Source organism: Mesorhizobium sp. M1A.F.Ca.IN.022.06.1.1, from assembly GCF_003952605.1.
GTDB lineage: Bacteria > Pseudomonadota > Alphaproteobacteria > Rhizobiales > Rhizobiaceae > Mesorhizobium.
Genome location: NZ_CP034455.1, coordinates 6,141,767 through 6,157,872, shown reverse-complemented (window position 1 = coordinate 6,157,872; position 16,106 = coordinate 6,141,767). Strand labels below are relative to the sequence as shown.

18 protein-coding genes are annotated in these 16,106 nt (G+C 62.2%); 9 read left to right on the top strand and 9 right to left on the bottom strand.

Translation table 11 applies throughout. The features are described from left to right. The first annotated feature begins 148 nt into the window (after positions 1-148). Positions 149-379 (top strand): DUF1289 domain-containing protein, encoded by a 231-nt coding sequence (locus tag EJ078_RS29310; RefSeq protein WP_127217299.1) that lies wholly within the window; start codon positions 149-151, stop codon positions 377-379. Positions 380-407: 28 nt separating this feature from the next. After that, positions 408-1,112, top strand: coding sequence for a TIGR02281 family clan AA aspartic protease (locus EJ078_RS29305; RefSeq protein ID WP_066992721.1), 705 nt, complete (start codon positions 408-410; stop codon positions 1,110-1,112). A gap of 95 nt (positions 1,113-1,207) precedes the next feature. On the opposite strand, the gene dusA is transcribed toward EJ078_RS29305, so the two are convergent. Further along, positions 1,208-2,206, bottom strand: a complete 999-nt coding sequence (gene dusA / locus EJ078_RS29300; RefSeq protein WP_127403783.1) for a tRNA dihydrouridine(20/20a) synthase DusA — start codon at positions 2,204-2,206, stop codon at positions 1,208-1,210. 217 nt (positions 2,207-2,423) lie between these two features. Here dusA and EJ078_RS29295 point away from each other — a divergent pair, with 217 nt between their 5' ends. From EJ078_RS29295 to EJ078_RS29280, 5 genes are read left to right on the top strand one after another with little or no spacing between them, the layout of a single operon-like run. Further along, positions 2,424-2,591, top strand: a complete 168-nt coding sequence (locus EJ078_RS29295) for a hypothetical protein (protein WP_208721693.1) — start codon at positions 2,424-2,426, stop codon at positions 2,589-2,591. Positions 2,592-2,635: 44 nt separating this feature from the next. Next, positions 2,636-3,109, top strand: coding sequence for a glycosyltransferase (locus EJ078_RS30615; protein WP_245459009.1), 474 nt, complete (start codon positions 2,636-2,638; stop codon positions 3,107-3,109). Beyond that, on the top strand, positions 2,992-3,696 hold the full coding sequence (locus EJ078_RS29290) for a hypothetical protein (RefSeq protein WP_245459006.1): 705 nt from the start codon (positions 2,992-2,994) through the stop codon (positions 3,694-3,696). The genes EJ078_RS30615 and EJ078_RS29290 overlap by 118 nt, the downstream gene beginning before the upstream one ends. Then, complete coding sequence (locus tag EJ078_RS29285; protein WP_127216966.1) at positions 3,671-4,363, top strand: class I SAM-dependent methyltransferase; 693 nt, start codon at positions 3,671-3,673, stop codon at positions 4,361-4,363. Before EJ078_RS29290 ends, EJ078_RS29285 begins: the two co-directional genes overlap by 26 nt. Then, the gene (locus EJ078_RS29280; RefSeq protein ID WP_127241036.1) at positions 4,341-4,784 is read left to right on the top strand and encodes a GtrA family protein; all 444 of its coding nucleotides are present in this window, start codon (positions 4,341-4,343) and stop codon (positions 4,782-4,784) included. Before EJ078_RS29285 ends, EJ078_RS29280 begins: the two co-directional genes overlap by 23 nt. 3 nt (positions 4,785-4,787) lie before the next feature. Here the strand turns inward: EJ078_RS29280 and EJ078_RS29275 are convergent, their stop codons facing one another. The 3 genes from EJ078_RS29275 to EJ078_RS29265 all read right to left on the bottom strand — a co-directional run bounded on the left by EJ078_RS29275 (position 4,788) and on the right by EJ078_RS29265 (position 7,207). After that, positions 4,788-5,411, bottom strand: coding sequence for a hypothetical protein (locus tag EJ078_RS29275; protein ID WP_245322431.1), 624 nt, complete (start codon positions 5,409-5,411; stop codon positions 4,788-4,790). Next, positions 5,398-6,558 carry a hypothetical protein gene (locus EJ078_RS29270; RefSeq protein WP_245457215.1) on the bottom strand — a complete coding sequence of 387 codons (1,161 nt, stop codon included), beginning with the start codon at positions 6,556-6,558 and terminating at the stop codon, positions 5,398-5,400. Before EJ078_RS29270 ends, EJ078_RS29275 begins: the two co-directional genes overlap by 14 nt. 346 nt (positions 6,559-6,904) lie before the next feature. Continuing rightward, positions 6,905-7,207 carry a DUF982 domain-containing protein gene (locus tag EJ078_RS29265; protein ID WP_127216968.1) on the bottom strand — a complete coding sequence of 101 codons (303 nt, stop codon included), beginning with the start codon at positions 7,205-7,207 and terminating at the stop codon, positions 6,905-6,907. 295 nt (positions 7,208-7,502) lie between these two features. Here EJ078_RS29265 and EJ078_RS29260 point away from each other — a divergent pair, with 295 nt between their 5' ends. Then, the gene (locus tag EJ078_RS29260) at positions 7,503-8,960 is read left to right on the top strand and encodes an NCS1 family nucleobase:cation symporter-1 (RefSeq protein ID WP_067319942.1); all 1,458 of its coding nucleotides are present in this window, start codon (positions 7,503-7,505) and stop codon (positions 8,958-8,960) included. A gap of 420 nt (positions 8,961-9,380) precedes the next feature. Here the strand turns inward: EJ078_RS29260 and EJ078_RS29255 are convergent, their stop codons facing one another. Further along, a complete protein-coding gene (locus EJ078_RS29255; RefSeq protein ID WP_127217328.1) occupies positions 9,381-9,662 on the bottom strand; it encodes a hypothetical protein in 282 nt (93 codons plus the stop codon). 246 nt (positions 9,663-9,908) lie between these two features. Between EJ078_RS29255 and EJ078_RS29250 the strand changes: the two genes are divergently transcribed. Beyond that, a complete protein-coding gene (locus EJ078_RS29250) occupies positions 9,909-11,162 on the top strand; it encodes a serine hydrolase domain-containing protein (RefSeq protein WP_095825380.1) in 1,254 nt (417 codons plus the stop codon). 573 nt (positions 11,163-11,735) lie between these two features. Here the strand turns inward: EJ078_RS29250 and EJ078_RS29245 are convergent. The 4 genes from EJ078_RS29245 to secG all read right to left on the bottom strand — a co-directional run bounded on the left by EJ078_RS29245 (position 11,736) and on the right by secG (position 16,042). Next, positions 11,736-12,275 (bottom strand): DUF1697 domain-containing protein, encoded by a 540-nt coding sequence (locus EJ078_RS29245; RefSeq protein WP_067319938.1) that lies wholly within the window; start codon positions 12,273-12,275, stop codon positions 11,736-11,738. Between the two features lie 17 nt (positions 12,276-12,292). Further along, positions 12,293-13,930, bottom strand: coding sequence for a CTP synthase (locus EJ078_RS29240; protein ID WP_127403782.1), 1,638 nt, complete (start codon positions 13,928-13,930; stop codon positions 12,293-12,295). Between the two features lie 249 nt (positions 13,931-14,179). Next, a complete protein-coding gene (locus EJ078_RS29235; RefSeq protein WP_127216133.1) occupies positions 14,180-15,304 on the bottom strand; it encodes a L,D-transpeptidase in 1,125 nt (374 codons plus the stop codon). 213 nt (positions 15,305-15,517) lie between these two features. Beyond that, positions 15,518-16,042 carry a preprotein translocase subunit SecG gene (secG, locus tag EJ078_RS29230; protein ID WP_127216132.1) on the bottom strand — a complete coding sequence of 175 codons (525 nt, stop codon included), beginning with the start codon at positions 16,040-16,042 and terminating at the stop codon, positions 15,518-15,520. Positions 16,043-16,106 lie beyond the last annotated feature (64 nt).

Below are 16,106 nucleotides of genomic sequence, written 5' to 3'. Positions count from 1 at the left end.
CTTTGCAGGAACAGCCAGCGGCATAGCCGCCTTCACCGCCTGGCACAACCGCCCGGCAATGCCGCGAAAGCGCCGGTCGACGGCGCATCGCGAAGGGCTTGCATTGGCGTTGCGGTTGCACCATGTGGAGTGAAGGCAAGAGAACAGCATGACCGCCATCGAGTCTCCCTGCATACTCGTCTGTTCCATCGATATGAAAACCGGCTTCTGTTTCGGTTGCGGCCGCACGCGCGATGAGATCGCCGGGTGGATCGCGATGACGCCGGAAGTCCGGCGTGCAGTCATGGCCGATTTGCCGGCGCGGCTGGAGACGGTCGAACGCCGGCCCCGCCGCGAGACGCGGCGCGCCCGCATGGCGCGCGAGCGCGGCGTGTTGTGAAAGAGCTGGCTGCAAGAAAGGGCTGGCCATGAATCGCCTGTTCTGGGTCGTCATGCTGGTGATCGGCGCCGGCTTGATCCTGCTGATGATGAATGATTCCGCCGGCCGCACCTTCGGCATCGAGAACAACGATTTCAGCAGGCTGATCTGGGTTGGAGTCCTGGTGGCGGTAATCGGCGCCAGCCTTATTCGCTCTGGCCGGCCGCTCGGTGACATGGCGCGCAACTTCGGCGTCTGGGCGGCAATCGTGCTGGCGCTGATCGCCGGCTACCAGTACCGCTACGAGCTGCAGGATGTTGTCAGCCGCGTCACCGCCGGCCTTGTTCCGGGAAGCCCCTTGGCGCTTGGCGTCGATAGTGGCCGTGCCACCGTGACGCTCGACAAGGCCGGCAATGGCCATTTCGAGGCGCGAATCCTCGTCAACGGCAGGCCGGTGCGCACGGTGGTCGACACCGGCGCGACCAGCACGGTGCTGACGGCGGAGGACGCCCAGGCGGCCGGCTTCAACCCAGCGGCGCTCAGCTACACCGTGGACGTCTCGACCGCCAACGGCATGGCGCGTGCGGCAACGGTCAGGACCGACGAGATGGCGATCGGCGGCATCGTGCGCAAGGATATGCCGGTGATGGTCGCGGCGCCCGGCATGCTCGAGCAAAGCCTGCTCGGCATGAACTTCATCGGCTCGCTGTCGGGTTTCGAGGTGCGGGGTGACCGGATGATCCTGCGCGACTAGATTCCCGCTTATCCGCCCCGAATTTCGTCTAGACAAACGGATGGAGCGGTTCGCCGTTTCTGTGGAACGGTGAAATGCTCTGCCGCCGATCCGCCTCAAGCGGCTTCGGTTTCCGCCGCCACGAAATCTATTGCCGCGAACGCCGTCTTCAGCACCTCTGGCCCGGCGCCGGGTCTGTTGGCGTCGGTGGACAAAATCTGCCGGTAGCGGCGCGCGCCCGGGAGACCGTGGAACAGCCCGACCATATGGCGCGTGACATGGCCGAGCCGTCCGCCCTTCTCGATGTGACGCGCGGCGTAAGCGGCCATGGCGTCCATCAGCGCCGCGTAGTCGAAAGCGACCGGCGCCTCGCCGTAAAATGCGGCATCGATGCCGGTGAGGATGCCGGGCGTATGATAGGCCGCGCGGCCGAGCATGACGCCGTCGACATAAGCGAGGTGCGCCTCTGCCTCGTCAAGGGATTGAATGCCGCCGTTGATGCCGATGAATTGGTTGGCCTTCCTGGTCTTGAGCCGATAGACGCGCGGATAGTCGAGCGGCGGGATCTCGCGGTTTTCCTTGGGACTAAGCCCCTCCAGCCACGCCTTGCGGGCGTGCACCCAGAGCGCATCGGTGCCGGCCGTCAGCACGCCGTCTGCGAGCGTGTCGAGAGCGGGTTCGGGGTCCTGGTCATCGACGCCGATGCGGCATTTGACCGTGACGGGGATTGTCACCGCCGCCTTCATCGCCGCGATGCATTCGGCGACCAGCACCGGCGTCTTCATCAGGCAGGCGCCGAAAGTGCCCGACTGGACGCGGTCGGACGGACAGCCGACATTAAGATTGATTTCGTCGTAGCCGAACGCCTCGCCGATCACCGCCGCTTCGGCAAGCTTTCGCGGATCCGAACCGCCAAGCTGAAGCGCAACCGGATGCTCGGCACCGTCGAAGCCGAGCAGGCGCTCGCGTGCGCCATGGATGACTGCGTCCGCCACCACCATTTCCGTGTAGAGCAACGTGCGACGCGTCAGCTGACGGTGAAAGAACCGGCAATGCCGGTCCGTCCAGTCCATCATTGGTGCTATGGCTATTCTGAAATCTTGATACTTCGACATTTTTTTGTTGTTTCAAAAATGTTGGGCCACGTCGTGTGTGGTCTTTTCCCCCACGGGACGGGCCGTTTTTCCGGTTTCCGATGCGTCCGTGGACACGGGGCGCAGACGAATTGGACACCTTCCCTAAACTAAAATCCGGCTCTTGGAGAGCCCAGGTTCGTCACGGGGCATCTCACGAAAGATTTTTGCGCGGCAGGAACGCCGAGATCGGCGCACGATGCAGCGCCGCTCTTTCGCGATCCGGTGGGCGCTCCATCCGCCGGGCCTGAAAAAGATGGCCATCAAAATCCTCGATCCAAGGACTTCTGTCGGTACCCGGTTAGATTTCAACCGAACGTTGCGCGCCTTTTTTGGCGAGGAGCAGCGCCATTTCTTCCGCAATTAGCGCCTGCTTATGGAACTTTCTGGCCGGTGTTCCATTGCAATCCCATGCAAGAATCTGTCCAGCGGATCCGGACGCGGGCACCGTCCCTACGCTACTCTTTGGTGCTGCCGATATACAATGAGGAGGAGGTGTTGCCCCGGCTGGTCGAGCGGATCAGCGCACTGACCGCAAAACTGGACGGAGACACCGAAGTCATCTTCGTCGACGACGGAAGCAGCGATCGAAGCGTGAGCTATTTGCGCGGCATGGTCGCCGCCGAACCGAGCTTCCGCCTGATCGAGCTCTCCCGCAACTTCGGCCACCAGATCGCCATCAGCGCCGGCATGGAAGCGGCCTCCGGCGAGGCCGTCATCGTCATGGACGCTGACCTGCAGGATCCCCCGAGGTCGTTCTCGACCTGGTGGCGAAGTGGAAGGACGGCTTCGAGATCGTCTACGCAAGGCGCGTCAGCCGCAAGGGCGAAACCTTGTTCAAGCGCGTCACCGCCAGCCTGTTCTATCGGCTGCTGGAGAGGATGACACCGGTCGAGATCCCGCGCGATGTCGGAGACTTCCGCCTCGTCGGCCGGAAGGCGCTGGACACGTTCAAGCGCATGCCGGAGCACGACCGCTTCGTCAGGGGCATGTTCGGCTGGATGGGTTTCAAGCAGGCGGCGGTGCCGTTCGAGCGCCCGGCGCGGACGCTTGGTGAAACCAAATACCCGTTATGGAAGATGATGCGGCTTGCCATCCATGGCATCATCGGTTTTTCGGAGCGGCCTCTGCAACTGGTGCTGTTGACCGGGTTGGCCATTTCCGCTCTCGCCCTGGCGTTTGGCGCATACGCCATCGCGGCCTGGATCCTCGAAACCGGCGTGATTGCCGGCTGGACATCCACGGTGGTGATCGTGTCGCTGCTAATCGGCATCAATCTTTTCATGACCGGCGTGATGGGTCTCTACGTCGGCAGCATCCATGCCGAGGTCAAACGGCGCCCGCTCTATGTTGTCGAAAGGCTGAGTGGCTTCGACCGGCCGATGCGCGTCGCCTCCCGCGACAAGCGCGCTTCGTTTCGCAAGTCCAGGAACGGGGTCACGGCGGATGTCCGAACTCTTCGACAGCTATAGGTCCAGCTACAGTGAGGCAGTCGAGGGCTCGATCCGGTTCTCCGGGCTGCGCCATGATTTCTTCCTGCGTGCCAAGGCCGAGCTTCTGCGACGACTGGTCCTCGAGCAGGACCTCCGGCGGGGCGGCGCAGGCGTGCGCGCGCTCGATGTCGGTTGCGGCGTGGGCTCGCTTCATCCGCATCTCGCCGATGTCTTCGATCGACTCGACGGCTGCGACGTGTCGAAGGAATCACTCGCGCGTGCCAGCGCTGAGAACCCGCACGTCGCGTACAGCGTGTGCAACACCTCACGCCTGCCTTACGCGGATGGCATGTTCGACCTGGCCTTCGCCAGTTGCGTCGTCCACCACGTGCCGCCTCAGTCGTGGCTGGATTTCTTCCGCGAGATGCGGCGCGTCGTTCGGCGAGGCGGACTTGGCTGCATCATCGAGCACAATCCCTACAACCCGCTGACCCGTATGGCGGTGTTGAGATGTCCGTTCGACAAGGACGCCGTCCTGCTTCGCGCTGGCAAGGCGGCATCGCTGCTTGAGCAGGCGGGCTTCCGCGACGTGCACTGCGAGCATTTTCTGCTCCTGCCGTCGGCCAAGCCGCTTGCCCGGAAGCTGGAAGGCGCGCTCGCTTGGCTGCCGCTCGGAGCGCAGTATGCCTGTGTCGCCCGCGCCTGAGAATCGTCGCGTCGCCGGCACGAAGCTCCTAGGGCGCTTCGCTTCGGTCGGCCTTGTCGCCACAATCCTCTATGCCGTCCTGACTACAATCTTTGCCCGATCGAACTGGCTCGGGCTCGCGCCCGTCGAAGCCTCGCTCGCCGCTTACGCGGCCGCCGCCCTGTTTTCCTATCTGGCGCACAAATCCTTCACCTTCATGTCGGCCGGCTCGCACCGGTCGCAGGCGCCGCGTTTCGTGTTGCTGACCATTGCTGGCCTCGCTATGGCTTACGCGGCACCGTACCTGCTGACGGTGACATTCGGCCTGCCGCTTGCCGTTCCCGTTCTCCTCACTTCCTTGGCCATCCCAGCGCTTAACCTTCTTGTGCTCGATCGCTGGGTCTTTGCAGAGCGCCGCCTGCGCGATGACGGGCCCTCCTGAGGATCAAAGCGTGTCCAACCGAAAAGATCTCAGCTTGATGGCGCGGTTGTAGATGTTGCTCGCATCGGCGCTTTGCGGAATGCCGTCGGGATACTCGATGGCCATGTCCAGTGTCGCCTTGCCAGCCAGCACGGCGTGCGGAATGACGAAGGACACAGTTGTCGCCACATCGCCCGACAGCGTCCCCCGATACACCTCGGTCCCATTGGCCGACACGACGATCCTCTGCCAGGTCTGCGGCGGGCGAATAACGGCGGCCATTTCCAGCGTTGCCCGAAGCCCGTCGCGGAGCGGCGGCAGGGTAAGGCGCAGGCGAGAGCTCTCGCCCAGCGAATGGGTGCCGTCCGCTACTGGCCCCGACCAGCCGCAGACCATCATGGTGGTTGCTTCCCGGGCGCCGTCGGAGCGGAACGATACGGTCCGGCCTGGCGTGTAGCGCCCCACGGCGTCCCGGTTGAGGCATGTGGTGGTCTTGTCGATGTAATAGGCGCGGTAATCGTCGCTGACATTCGGGCTGAGGGCAAGCGCCAGGATGGCGATCTCGGCTGCCGCAAGTGCGCCCGCCAGCGCGTAGCCGGCACCCAGGATTACCGGCCTGGTCGATTCCGTCAGCTCAGACCAGCGCAAGATAGCCTCCAAGCCAGGCCACGGTCATGAAGTAGCAGGTGAAGAGGAAGACAATCAGCGCAGCGACCAATGTCGCCTTCGAGCCCGACAACAGCACCGCCGTCAGCATCGTCAGCGGCGCGAGGCCGACGACATAGCGGACCATCGAAGCCAGATTCGAGGTCAAAGGCAGGATGATGGCCATGGCGCAGAACAGGGCCGCGCCAATTTGCCTGCGCGCCGAGAGCACCGCCGCCAGCGCCAGTCCCACGATTGCCGTCGACGCGCTCCATTGCGGCGCACTGGGCCACCAATCGGCCCCGGGGTGATAGGACAGCCCCGCCCAGAGGAACAGCAGCGGGTTGCCGGCCACGCGCCCGAACGCGCGCTGGACATGCACGAAGGCAAAGCCGTCCCCGACCGTGACGTAAAGGTAGAGCATGTAGGCGAACAGGCCGGCGGGCGAGATGAGTATGGCGATGATGAGATCCGGCCGGCCGAGCAGCCAGCGTGGGAAGCCGATGGCCGACCCGCCCTTGGCGCGATGCTCCTCAAACATGCGAATGACGATCGCGAACACGGCCAGCACGCCGACGACCCGCGTTGCCGAGAGCAGCGCGCAAGACAACCCCGCGGCGAGATGGTTCGAGCGTTTGAGCGCCAGGAAGAGGCAGGACGTCAAAAGCACGAAGAGCGGCTCGGTGAGGAAGATGGCAAAATAGAACGAGAACGGGCCGCTCAGCAGGAAGGCGCAATAAAGCACATAGGCCCGCATGTTCCTGTCCATGAGCGGCCATGCCACCAGGCACGAGACATAGCCGCACGCCAGCGATGCCGCCGTCGCAATCGCGATCGTGGAGAAGGGCAGAATCGTGCGGACCGCCGCCACCAGCATCGGATAAAGCGGAAAGAACCCCCAGCGCCCGACATTGCTGCGGCCAGGAATGGGAAAACGCTCATAGCCCTGTTCGGAAATGCCGACATACCAGGAGCAATCCCATTTGCAGAAGGCGCGGGCATAGGCCGCTAGGCTCGGATCCGGCGACACCGATGCGAATGCGGCGTAGCGGATGACAAGACCGCTCAACAAAAACAGCAGCGGCACTGCCGCCACCGCGATCACCGTGAGGCGAATGCCGCTCTTCGCACGCGCCACATCAACTGCCAAATCCGCCTCCAACCGCCCGGATGGCATCCGCGTCGTGCCGGCATCCCTCGCCAACACGCCTCTCGGTCCAACGCTGCATACCTAAAGGGCGGTGGGATTTTTAGTTCCGCTGCACGATATTCCAGCCGGCATGGCATCCGGTGGACAATCTGCCGGTAGAGCGCCGCCGGCAGGCGATGGAACAGCCCGGCGTGTGACACGACCAGCCGCTGGCCCCGGTGGAAGCCTCCCTCACACGCTCTTTCAGGGAGAATTGAAACGAAGCAACTCGTGCCAGTAAGCACACAACACCACCGAGACGTCGGCCTCAGGCCGACGTCTCATGCTGCCGAAGGATTCGAACGTGCTAGCGCCTTAGAGCGTAGACATTGTCCGTCGAAACGCCACCCAGAGGCAGCGCCATCTCGTCGTCGAGAATCCGAGTGATGCGGGCAAAGCCGACAAAAGCCTTTCTCGCCTCCTCAGCCGACATCTTGCCAGCCATAGCTGCCGAGCAGCAATTCACGGCGCATTGATAAACGGGGCCGCGCCTCCCCGTTGGCCACTTCCGCAGGAACACCATCGCTTCGGAGACGCTGTCGACTTCCTCCAAGGGGTATCCCTGCCCACGCGCGATCCGCACTGGGGTAAAGAAATGCAAGCGATCCATCACTATCCTCCCGGTCGACCGCAAAGCGGCCGAACCCGCATAAACGCATGTCCAGGGGTTTGGTTCCACACAATTTTGGTTGCTGGTCGAAAAAGTTCGGAACCGGACAGGGCGCGATTGGCAAGCCGACTCAAGTAAAGGCGATTCCTGTTTTGGCGCGACGAGAAGCGCGATTCTCATTGAATGACTTTAAGGCCAAAGCCGGCAAATGGATTGCTTGTAGGTTCCCCAGCGTCAGGCTTACCCTCACCAGTTAACGCGGGGACGCCGCGTTTTGCAAAAGGGGACAGTTGCAATGACTATACAAGGCGCTTCGCCGGACCTCTACAACGAGGATCTGGCTCCGGCAACAGTCAGGAACTGGGGGCCGTTTTCAATCTTCAACGTCTGGACTTCCGACGTCCACAGCCTCTGGGGCTATTATCTCGCCGCGAGCCTTTTTCTGTTCTGCGGCGGCTTCGTCAACTTCATCATCGCCATCGGCATCGGCTCGCTGATCATCTACTTCCTGATGAACCTTGTCGGCTATGCCGGCGTGAAGACTGGCGTTCCCTACCCCGTGCTTGCGCGCGCCTCCTTCGGCATCTGGGGTGCCAACATTCCGGCGCTGGTGCGCGCCGTCGTCGCCTGCTTCTGGTATGGCGCCCAGACGGCCGCCGCGTCGGGCGCAATCGTCGCGCTGCTGACGCGGCTGCAGTGGTTCGACGAATTCAACCGGACCTCGCATCTGCTCGGCCATTCCACCCTGGAGGTGATCTGCTTCGTCGTCATATGGGCGCTGCAGCTTTTGATCATCCAGAAGGGTATGGAAACGGTGCGGCGCTTCCAGGACTGGGCCGGACCCGCCGTTTGGGTGATGATGCTGATCCTGGCGATCTATCTCTGCGTCAAGTCGGGCACCTTCGCCTTCACCAGCGATATTCCGATGGACGTGCTGCTCGACAAGACCAAGGATGCCGGCGTGCCAGGCGAGCCGGGTTCGTGGACCGCGCTGTTCGCGGTGGCGGCAATCTGGGTAACCTACTTTTCGGCGCTCTACCTCAACTTCTGCGACTTCGCCCGCTACGCGCCCAACAACGCGGCGCTGCGCAAGGGCAACATCTGGGGCCTGCCGGTCAACCTGATCCTGTTCTCGCTGGTCGCCGGCGTCACCACGATCGCCGCCTACGACGTCTATCACGAGGTGCTGCTCCACCCCGACCAGATCTCGGCCAAATTCGACAGCTGGTTCCTGGCGGCGCTTGCCGCGCTGACCTTCGCGGTGGCGACCCTGGGCATCAACGTCGTGGCGAACTTCGTCTCGCCGGCCTTCGACTTCTCCAACGTCTTCCCGCGTCAGATCGACTTCAAGAAGGGCGGCTATATCGCGGCGCTGATCGCGCTGGTGCTCTATCCGTTTGCGCCGTGGGAAGGCAGCGCTGCCTCCTTCGTCAACATCATCGGCGCGACGATGGGGCCGATCTTCGGCGTGATGATGGTCGACTATTATCTGATCCGTAAGGGCGAGGTCGACGTCAACGCGCTCTACCGCGAAGATGGCGAGTTTCGCTTCCAGGGCGGCTGGCACGTCAACGCCTTCATCGCCGCCGGCATCGGCGCGATCTTCTCCTCGATCCTGCCCAACTTCACCAACTGGCTGCCGTCCTGGTGGGGCGTCTATGGCTGGTTCTTCGGGGTCGCGATCGCGGGCGCCGTCTACTATGTGCTGCGCACAATGGCGCTCGGCGCCGGCGCACGCATGGCCAAGGCTTAACACAGTCGGGGCGGCGAAAGCCGCCCCATTTGCTTCGTCTCACTTGCCTACCATTTCGGGCCAGCCAATGCGGGCGTCTTTGCGCTCGAAAAAGTTGCGTCAGGGCAGTTCGACCTCGGGCTCAATGATGTAATGGTAGGATCCATTTCTTCAGGAGAGACAGCGACCACGTCCTTGCCTGTTGAGTCTATATAGCTGTCCGTAACAGCAAAGCCCGCCAGAAGCTGGTCGTCCGTGAAAGGATATCAGGAACCGAATTCGTGGGAATAAGACGCGATAGCCAACCTTGCCAAATCCGCGTTGTCATATAGATCGACCTCGTAGTCCCCAGTGCGGGCCAAACAGTCCATCAACATCGGAAGAGTAAAACCCTTTGTCCTCGAGCACGCATTGAAGGAGCGCGACCCTGCGATCAGGAACTTAGCTTTTGGTCAGTTGAAACACCGGATCCTGCGATCCGCCCGCTGCCCGCCGAACACCGGCAAAGGCGACGAGAAACGGCAGGGTTGAGCTTGCGAGCACGTGCCTTCGCGTCACCGGAACGGTGGAAGTCTCCGATACTTTCGGAAGATTCCCGCTTTTCGCTTCGGACCAATATTTTCGAAGTCGAACATCGCCATTCTCCAAGCCGCGGAGCACCATTTTGCTGGCACTAACGCCGGCCAGGCGAGTTCTGCCAAAGCGCTCCACGCCCAGCGACAAACCTTGGCTCCGGACCTTATCTTATCGTATCTTTGCCTCGGAACGGAGCTTACGCGGAGGGCGCAGGTTGGAGAGGCGAGTTCCCGTCCGGGTTGAAAATGTTCGTTTATACGAACTTGCGCTCGCAAATCAACGCCGGCGGTGTGCACTCCCCAAGAGCTCCAAAACGCCCTGCGCTCGACTTTTCGATCCTTGACTGCTCACCATGATGTTCGTTCGACCTTTTTCTAAATGTGGAGAATGGCAATGGAAGAGAATGGGTTTCGTCTGATCGTCCGCTGCATCGGTTCCGTCGCCCTGTTTGCTTTTTCCTCCCAATATGCATTCGCAGCCGATAGCGCGCGATGCGTTGCGAACATCGAAAAAGTGATTGCCGATGGGTCGGTTCCGGCCAAGGCAACGCCGCTGCCCTCGAAGCTCAGCGCGAAGCTTGACGCTGCGGTTCGATCCGCGCTGCCCAAGACGGCGGCACCGGGTGTCATCGTCGGCGTGGTGACACCTTCCGGAATATGGAAGGCGGCGTATGGCAAGGCCGACCCTTCCGCCGGCACACCCATGGCTGTGGGGATGCACACGCGCATCGGTTCAGTTACCAAGACATTCACCGGCACAGCGATCATGCAGCTGGCCGAAGCTGGGAAGCTGTCGCTTGACGACAAGATCCAGAAATACGTACCCGGCATCCCCAATGGCGATCGGATCACGCTCCGCCAGCTCGCCGATATGACCAGCGGCATTGCGAGCTATACCCAAAGTGCAAAATTCCAAGATGTCTTGTTCTCCAAGCCTCAAACGATCTTCACGCCCAAGGAGCTGGTGGCCATCGGCGTGGCTGAATCGCCTCTCTTCGAGCCCGGAGCCTCGTTCAACTATTCGAACACCAACACTATCCTGCTCGGCATGGTCATGGAGCAGGTTACTGGAAAGACCGTCGGCGAGGTTTTCAAGGAGCAGATCTTTGATCCGCTGAAGCTCAAGAACACGTCCTGGCCGGGTGACTCGGTGGATATGCCGGTGCCCTATGCTCAGGGCTTTACCCTGCAGGGGGATTTTGCCAAGCCGGATGCACCAAGCAACGCGACGAACTGGAACCCATCCTGGGGATGGACTGCAGGGGAACTGATTTCCAATATCGACGATTTGCTGGTTTATGCTCGGGCACTGGGCACCGGGAACGGCTTGCTGGGGGCAGCTGCGCAGAAGGAGCGGCTGACCTTCCCGGGCGCGGCCGGCTACGGGATCGGCGTCGGTTGCATCGGCGGCTGGGTGGGCCATACGGGCGAACTGCCAGGCTACAACACGACCTTGTTTTACAAGGCAGGTGCGGACATAGCCGCCGTGGTCCAGACCAACAGCGACATTGCTTCCGGCGATTGCAAGGCGGAGCCGACGCTGACCGACGATCCACGCGACACGGTCTGCTCTTCGCCTGCAACGCGTGTATTTGTTGCGGTTTCAGAGGCTCTTGGCCAGCCGTATACGCCGCCCAACCCCCACTGAATGCCCGATAAGAGCCGAGACGGCTCGACAATTTTGCAGCGGCTCACCCGTTGTGAGCCGCTCCGTCTCCTCGTTTGAAGCACGGCGGAACTCTGTGTCGGGCTTTCCCGGCATCGCTCTAATATGAACCGATGAGTTGCAACAGGAATCGCGTGCCGGTATGGCCAGCTCTTGGCTGTCTTGGAACGGTATTGCGATTATCGCCCCCGCATTGAGGTGCTGTCCGAAAGAAGCTTGCCATCCCTACCCCGGCCGAGCCCAGTTCTTCTTCGGTGTAATCCACGCCCGTGTCGTGCTAGGCACTTGTAAGCGTGGCTGAGATTTACTTACAAACTCACGATGCCCCCTGACATGTAGACTTCAGCAAACCTTATCAAATCTCCCGTTTTGCGCCAGCTTCTCGAAACGAGAATCATCTCCAGATTGCGTGCAGGTGTTTCTCAGCGGCCTTTCATCGGAACGGTCGCCTGCCTCAGATTTCGGTGAACGATCGAGGAATCGGATTCGCCCTGCTCCGGCGCGGAGGGTTGAGACTTGCGTAGTCGGGGCGGCGAAAGCCACCCTTATTTCAACCTATTTGGCGACCATCTCGGACAGTCTGCGCACCGTGTTCCAGTTGCGCGATGTGCCGATCCCCATGCGCTTGTGGTTTGCTGCGGCGAGCAGCCGCGAGCTTGGCCGCTCGCGCGAAAAGACGACCCAAATATCGCCGTCGACCGTCAGCACCTTCTCGTCCGCGGCGGCATAGGCTGTAAGAGCCGCTGCGGCTTCTTCCGGCGCCGGCCGGCGCATCACCCGCACCGCGACCTGATCGCCGGCTTTTGCCGATTCGTCCGGGAACGGATTGGCGGCAGCAAGCTTCAGCCAGTCTTCTGCGCCGCGCACGATGATATCGACATGGCGGCCGAAAGTCTCTTCGAAGGCCTTTTCCAGCCGCCGTTCGAGACCGGAAACGCTGGCCGTCCGCGCCTCGAAGACCAGATTACCCGTGGCGACCAGCGTGCGGACGTTTTTCAGCCCGATGGCTTCGGCCATCGCCTTGAGCTCGGACATGACAACGCGCCGCCCCTCGCCCAGGATGATGCTGTAGAGCAGCGCGACGTAAGTTCGCATGGTCGCCGGCCGATCGTTCAGACCAGCCGCGACTGCTCCACCGCCGCTTCGATGAAGCTTGCAAACAGCGGGTGCGGCTCGAGCGGGCGGCTCTTCAGTTCAGGGTGGTACTGCACGCCGATGAACCAGGGATGGTCGGGATATTCCACCGTCTCCGGCAGCACCCCGTCTGGCGACATGCCGGCAAAGACCAGGCCACAATCCTCAAGCCGCGGCTTGTAGTCGATGTTCACCTCGTAGCGGTGCCGGTGGCGCTCGGAGATCTGCGTGTCGCCGTAGATCTCGGCGATCTTCGACCCCTTGGCGAGGTCGGCTTGATAAGCGCCGAGGCGCATGGTGCCGCCGAGATCGCCGGTAGCCCTGCGCTTCTCCAGCATGTTGCCCTTCAGCCATTCTGTCATCAGGCCGACCACCGGCTCCTCGGTCGGGCCGAATTCGGTGGAAGAGGCATGCTCGACGCCGGCGAGCGACCGCGCAGCCTCGATGCAGGCCATCTGCATGCCGAAGCAGATGCCGAAGTAAGGCACCTTGCGCTCGCGCGCGAACTTCGCGGCCAGGATCTTGCCCTCGGAGCCGCGCTCGCCGAAACCGCCGGGAACGAGAATGCCGTGCACCTTCTCCAACCACGGCGTCGGGTCTTCCTTTTCGAAGATCTCGCTCTCGATCCAGTCGAGCTTGACCTTGACGCGGTTGGCAAGCCCGCCATGCGACAGCGCCTCGATCAGCGATTTGTAGGCGTCCTTGAGGCCGGTGTATTTGCCGACGACGGCAATCGTCACCTCGCCTTCCGGATTGTGGATGCGGCTGGAGAGCGCCTGCCAGGGCTCCATCCGCGGCTTCGGCGCCGGATCGATGCCGAAGGCGGCGAGCACTTCGGAATCCAGCCCTTCCTTGTGATACGCCATCGGCACGTCGTAGATGTGCGGCACGTCGAGCGCCTGGATGACGGCGCTCTCGCGCACATTGCAGAACAGCGAGAGCTTGCGGCGCTCTTCCTTGGGGATCGGCCGGTCGGCGCGCACCAGAAGGATGTCGGGCGCGATGCCGATGCCGCGCAATTCCTTGACAGAATGCTGCGTCGGCTTGGTCTTCAATTCGCCGGCGGTAGGGATGTACGGCATCAGGGTGAGATGCACATAGACCGCGTTGTTGCGCGGCAGGTCGTTGCCGAGCTGGCGAATCGCCTCCAGGAACGGCATCGCCTCGATGTCGCCGACAGTGCCGCCGATCTCGCACAGCACAAAGTCGTAATCGTCATTGCCTTCAAGGACGAAATGCTTGATCTCGTCGGTGACGTGCGGGATCACCTGCACGGTCGCGCCGAGATAGTCGCCGCGCCGCTCGCGCTCGATGATGTTCTTGTAGATGCGGCCGGTGGTGATGTTGTCCTGCTGGTTGGCCGAGCGGCCGGTAAAACGCTCATAATGGCCGAGATCGAGATCGGTCTCGGCGCCGTCGTCGGTCACGAACACTTCGCCATGCTGATACGGCGACATCGTTCCGGGGTCGACATTGAGGTATGGATCGAGCTTCTTGATCCGCGCGCGATAGCCACGCGCCTGCAGAAGAGCCCCAAGAGCTGCTGCAGCGATGCCTTTTCCGAGTGAGGAAACCACGCCGCCTGTGATGAATACATATCGCGCCATGGGAGTCATCGCTTAACGCGGCCTGATTGATTCCGCCAGAGAAAAAACCGCCGCGAAGGCTTTTTCCCAGATGGCGCTGTGTCCGGACGGGCATTTCTCTGAAGCATGCCGCCCAAAACTGTGCAGTGGTTTTGGGAGAACGGCAGGCATCAGAACAGAAACTCGAAAGCGCGGCACCAGCGTCTTTTAACGCGACGCGCTTTGATCAAAGAAAAAGGGCCGGTGGTGCCGGCCCTTTCGGCAGTTTGCTTCAACGCGTTAGATAATAACGACCTTGGTGCCGATCTTGACGCGGCTGTAGAGATCCATGACGTGCTCGTTGATCATGCGGAAGCAGCCGTTGGAAGCGCTGGTTCCGATCGACTGCGGTGCAATGGTGCCGTGGATGCGCAGATGCGTGTCCTTCTTGCCGTCATAGAGGTAGATGGCGCGCGCGCCGAGCGGGTTTTCGCCGCCACCGGGCATGCCGTCCTTGTACTGGCCATAGTGCTTCGGCTCGCGCTTCTGCATGTCGAGCGTCGGGATCCAGCGTGGCCATTCCTGCTTGTCGCCGACGGCCACCGTCCCCTTGAACTGCAGGCCTTCACGGCCGACTGCGATGGCGTAGCGGCGCGCGGTGGAAAACGATTCGACGAGGTAGAGGCGGCGAGCAGTCGTGTCGATGACGATCGTCCCGGGCTCATAGCCGGTGAAGGCGACGTCCTGCGGCACGAACTCCGGCTTCACCTTGAACGGCCTCTTGGCATCCTTCTTGGCGAGCGCCGAATCAAGCGCGCGGGTCTCCGGCAGATAGTTGATCGAGGTCACCGAGGAACCGCCGAACAGGCCGGCGAACAGGCCGCCGCTGCTCGCCCGCTTCTGGCCGGGTTGTTCGCTTCGCAACTCACCGTTGTTGCCGGTGGCCGTGATGTTCATCGCCTCGGCCGGGATCGGCTCCTCGGCCTGGAGCGAGGCGATCGGCGCCACGGGCATGAGCGGTTCGATGATCTTGACGGTCTTCTTCCCGGGCTTCGCATCAGCCACTTCGGCCGGCGCGGCCGAACCCTTCTTGGAGAGCCATTCCTGACGCGCCGCATCTGCCTTGGCCTTGGCCGCCTCACGCATCGCCAGCTTGCGGGCTTCGAGCGCCTTTTGCTTGGCCGCTTCCTTGTCGGCAGCGATCTTGGCCTCGAGCTTTTCGATCTGCGCGAGGTCGTCCGGAGTCGGGTTTTTCTTCTTCTTGAGAAGCCTCAGCTGCGATGCGTCGCTCTTGGCGGCGACGGGAATTGCGTCGGTCTTCTCTACCGACGGCGAAGCGGCCAGATTTGCCGGTGAGGCAAAGGCCGCGGAGCCCATGCCGAATACGGCACAGAATCCCAAAAGGATGAAGCTGCGAAGCTGCATGGCGAAGATCCGATTTTCTTTGCTAGTTGCCCAACGGCGTCGCCCGGCGCCCCCCAAGGACGCCGAAAAGTGCCGCGCGCAATCTATAATCGATTAGCCAGCGCGCCCTCAAGCTGAGCGACGCGTTACATTTGGTTGAATCTTCGTGATCGAGCGGCATTTGCCGCGACTGTGTTCAAAGAACAACAGATCGCGGCAGCAATGCTTGTCCGGCTACTGGTTCGGAACCTGCGGGGTGACCGGCAAGGTAACGCCGTTCGCGGCCGGCGGCGTGGTCGGATTCGCGGGCGCCGGTGTTGCGGGAGCAGTGGCCGGGGCCGTGGTGGTGCCGCCATTCGACAGCGGCGTCGTGGTTGTCGTTTCGCCCGACGGGGCGGCCGGCGCGGTGCCGCCAGCCGGCGCCGCCGGCTGCGAGCTGCCCACCGGACCGGTGGCGCCCGGCAATTGGTTGAGCACGCCCTTGCCGGCATTGCCCGAGGTCGAAGCCGGTGCCCTGTCGAGGATGTCGATCGGCTTCTCGCCGTAGCGGGCAAGGATGGAGAGCGCGAGCGAGGTCACGAAGAAAGCCGCGGCCAGGATCGCAGTCGCGCGGGTAAGCGCGTTGGCTGCGCCCCGCGCCGTCATGAAACCGGAACCGCCACCAATGCCGAGACCGCCGCCTTCGGAGCGCTGCAGCAGCACCACGCCGACAAGGGCGAGCACGACCATAAGATGAACGACGATCAGTACCGTTTCCATAATTTATCCTGGCGAGGCCTTGCGCGGCCGCGCATACGACCGGTGATTTGGAGGCGGCTCCTTA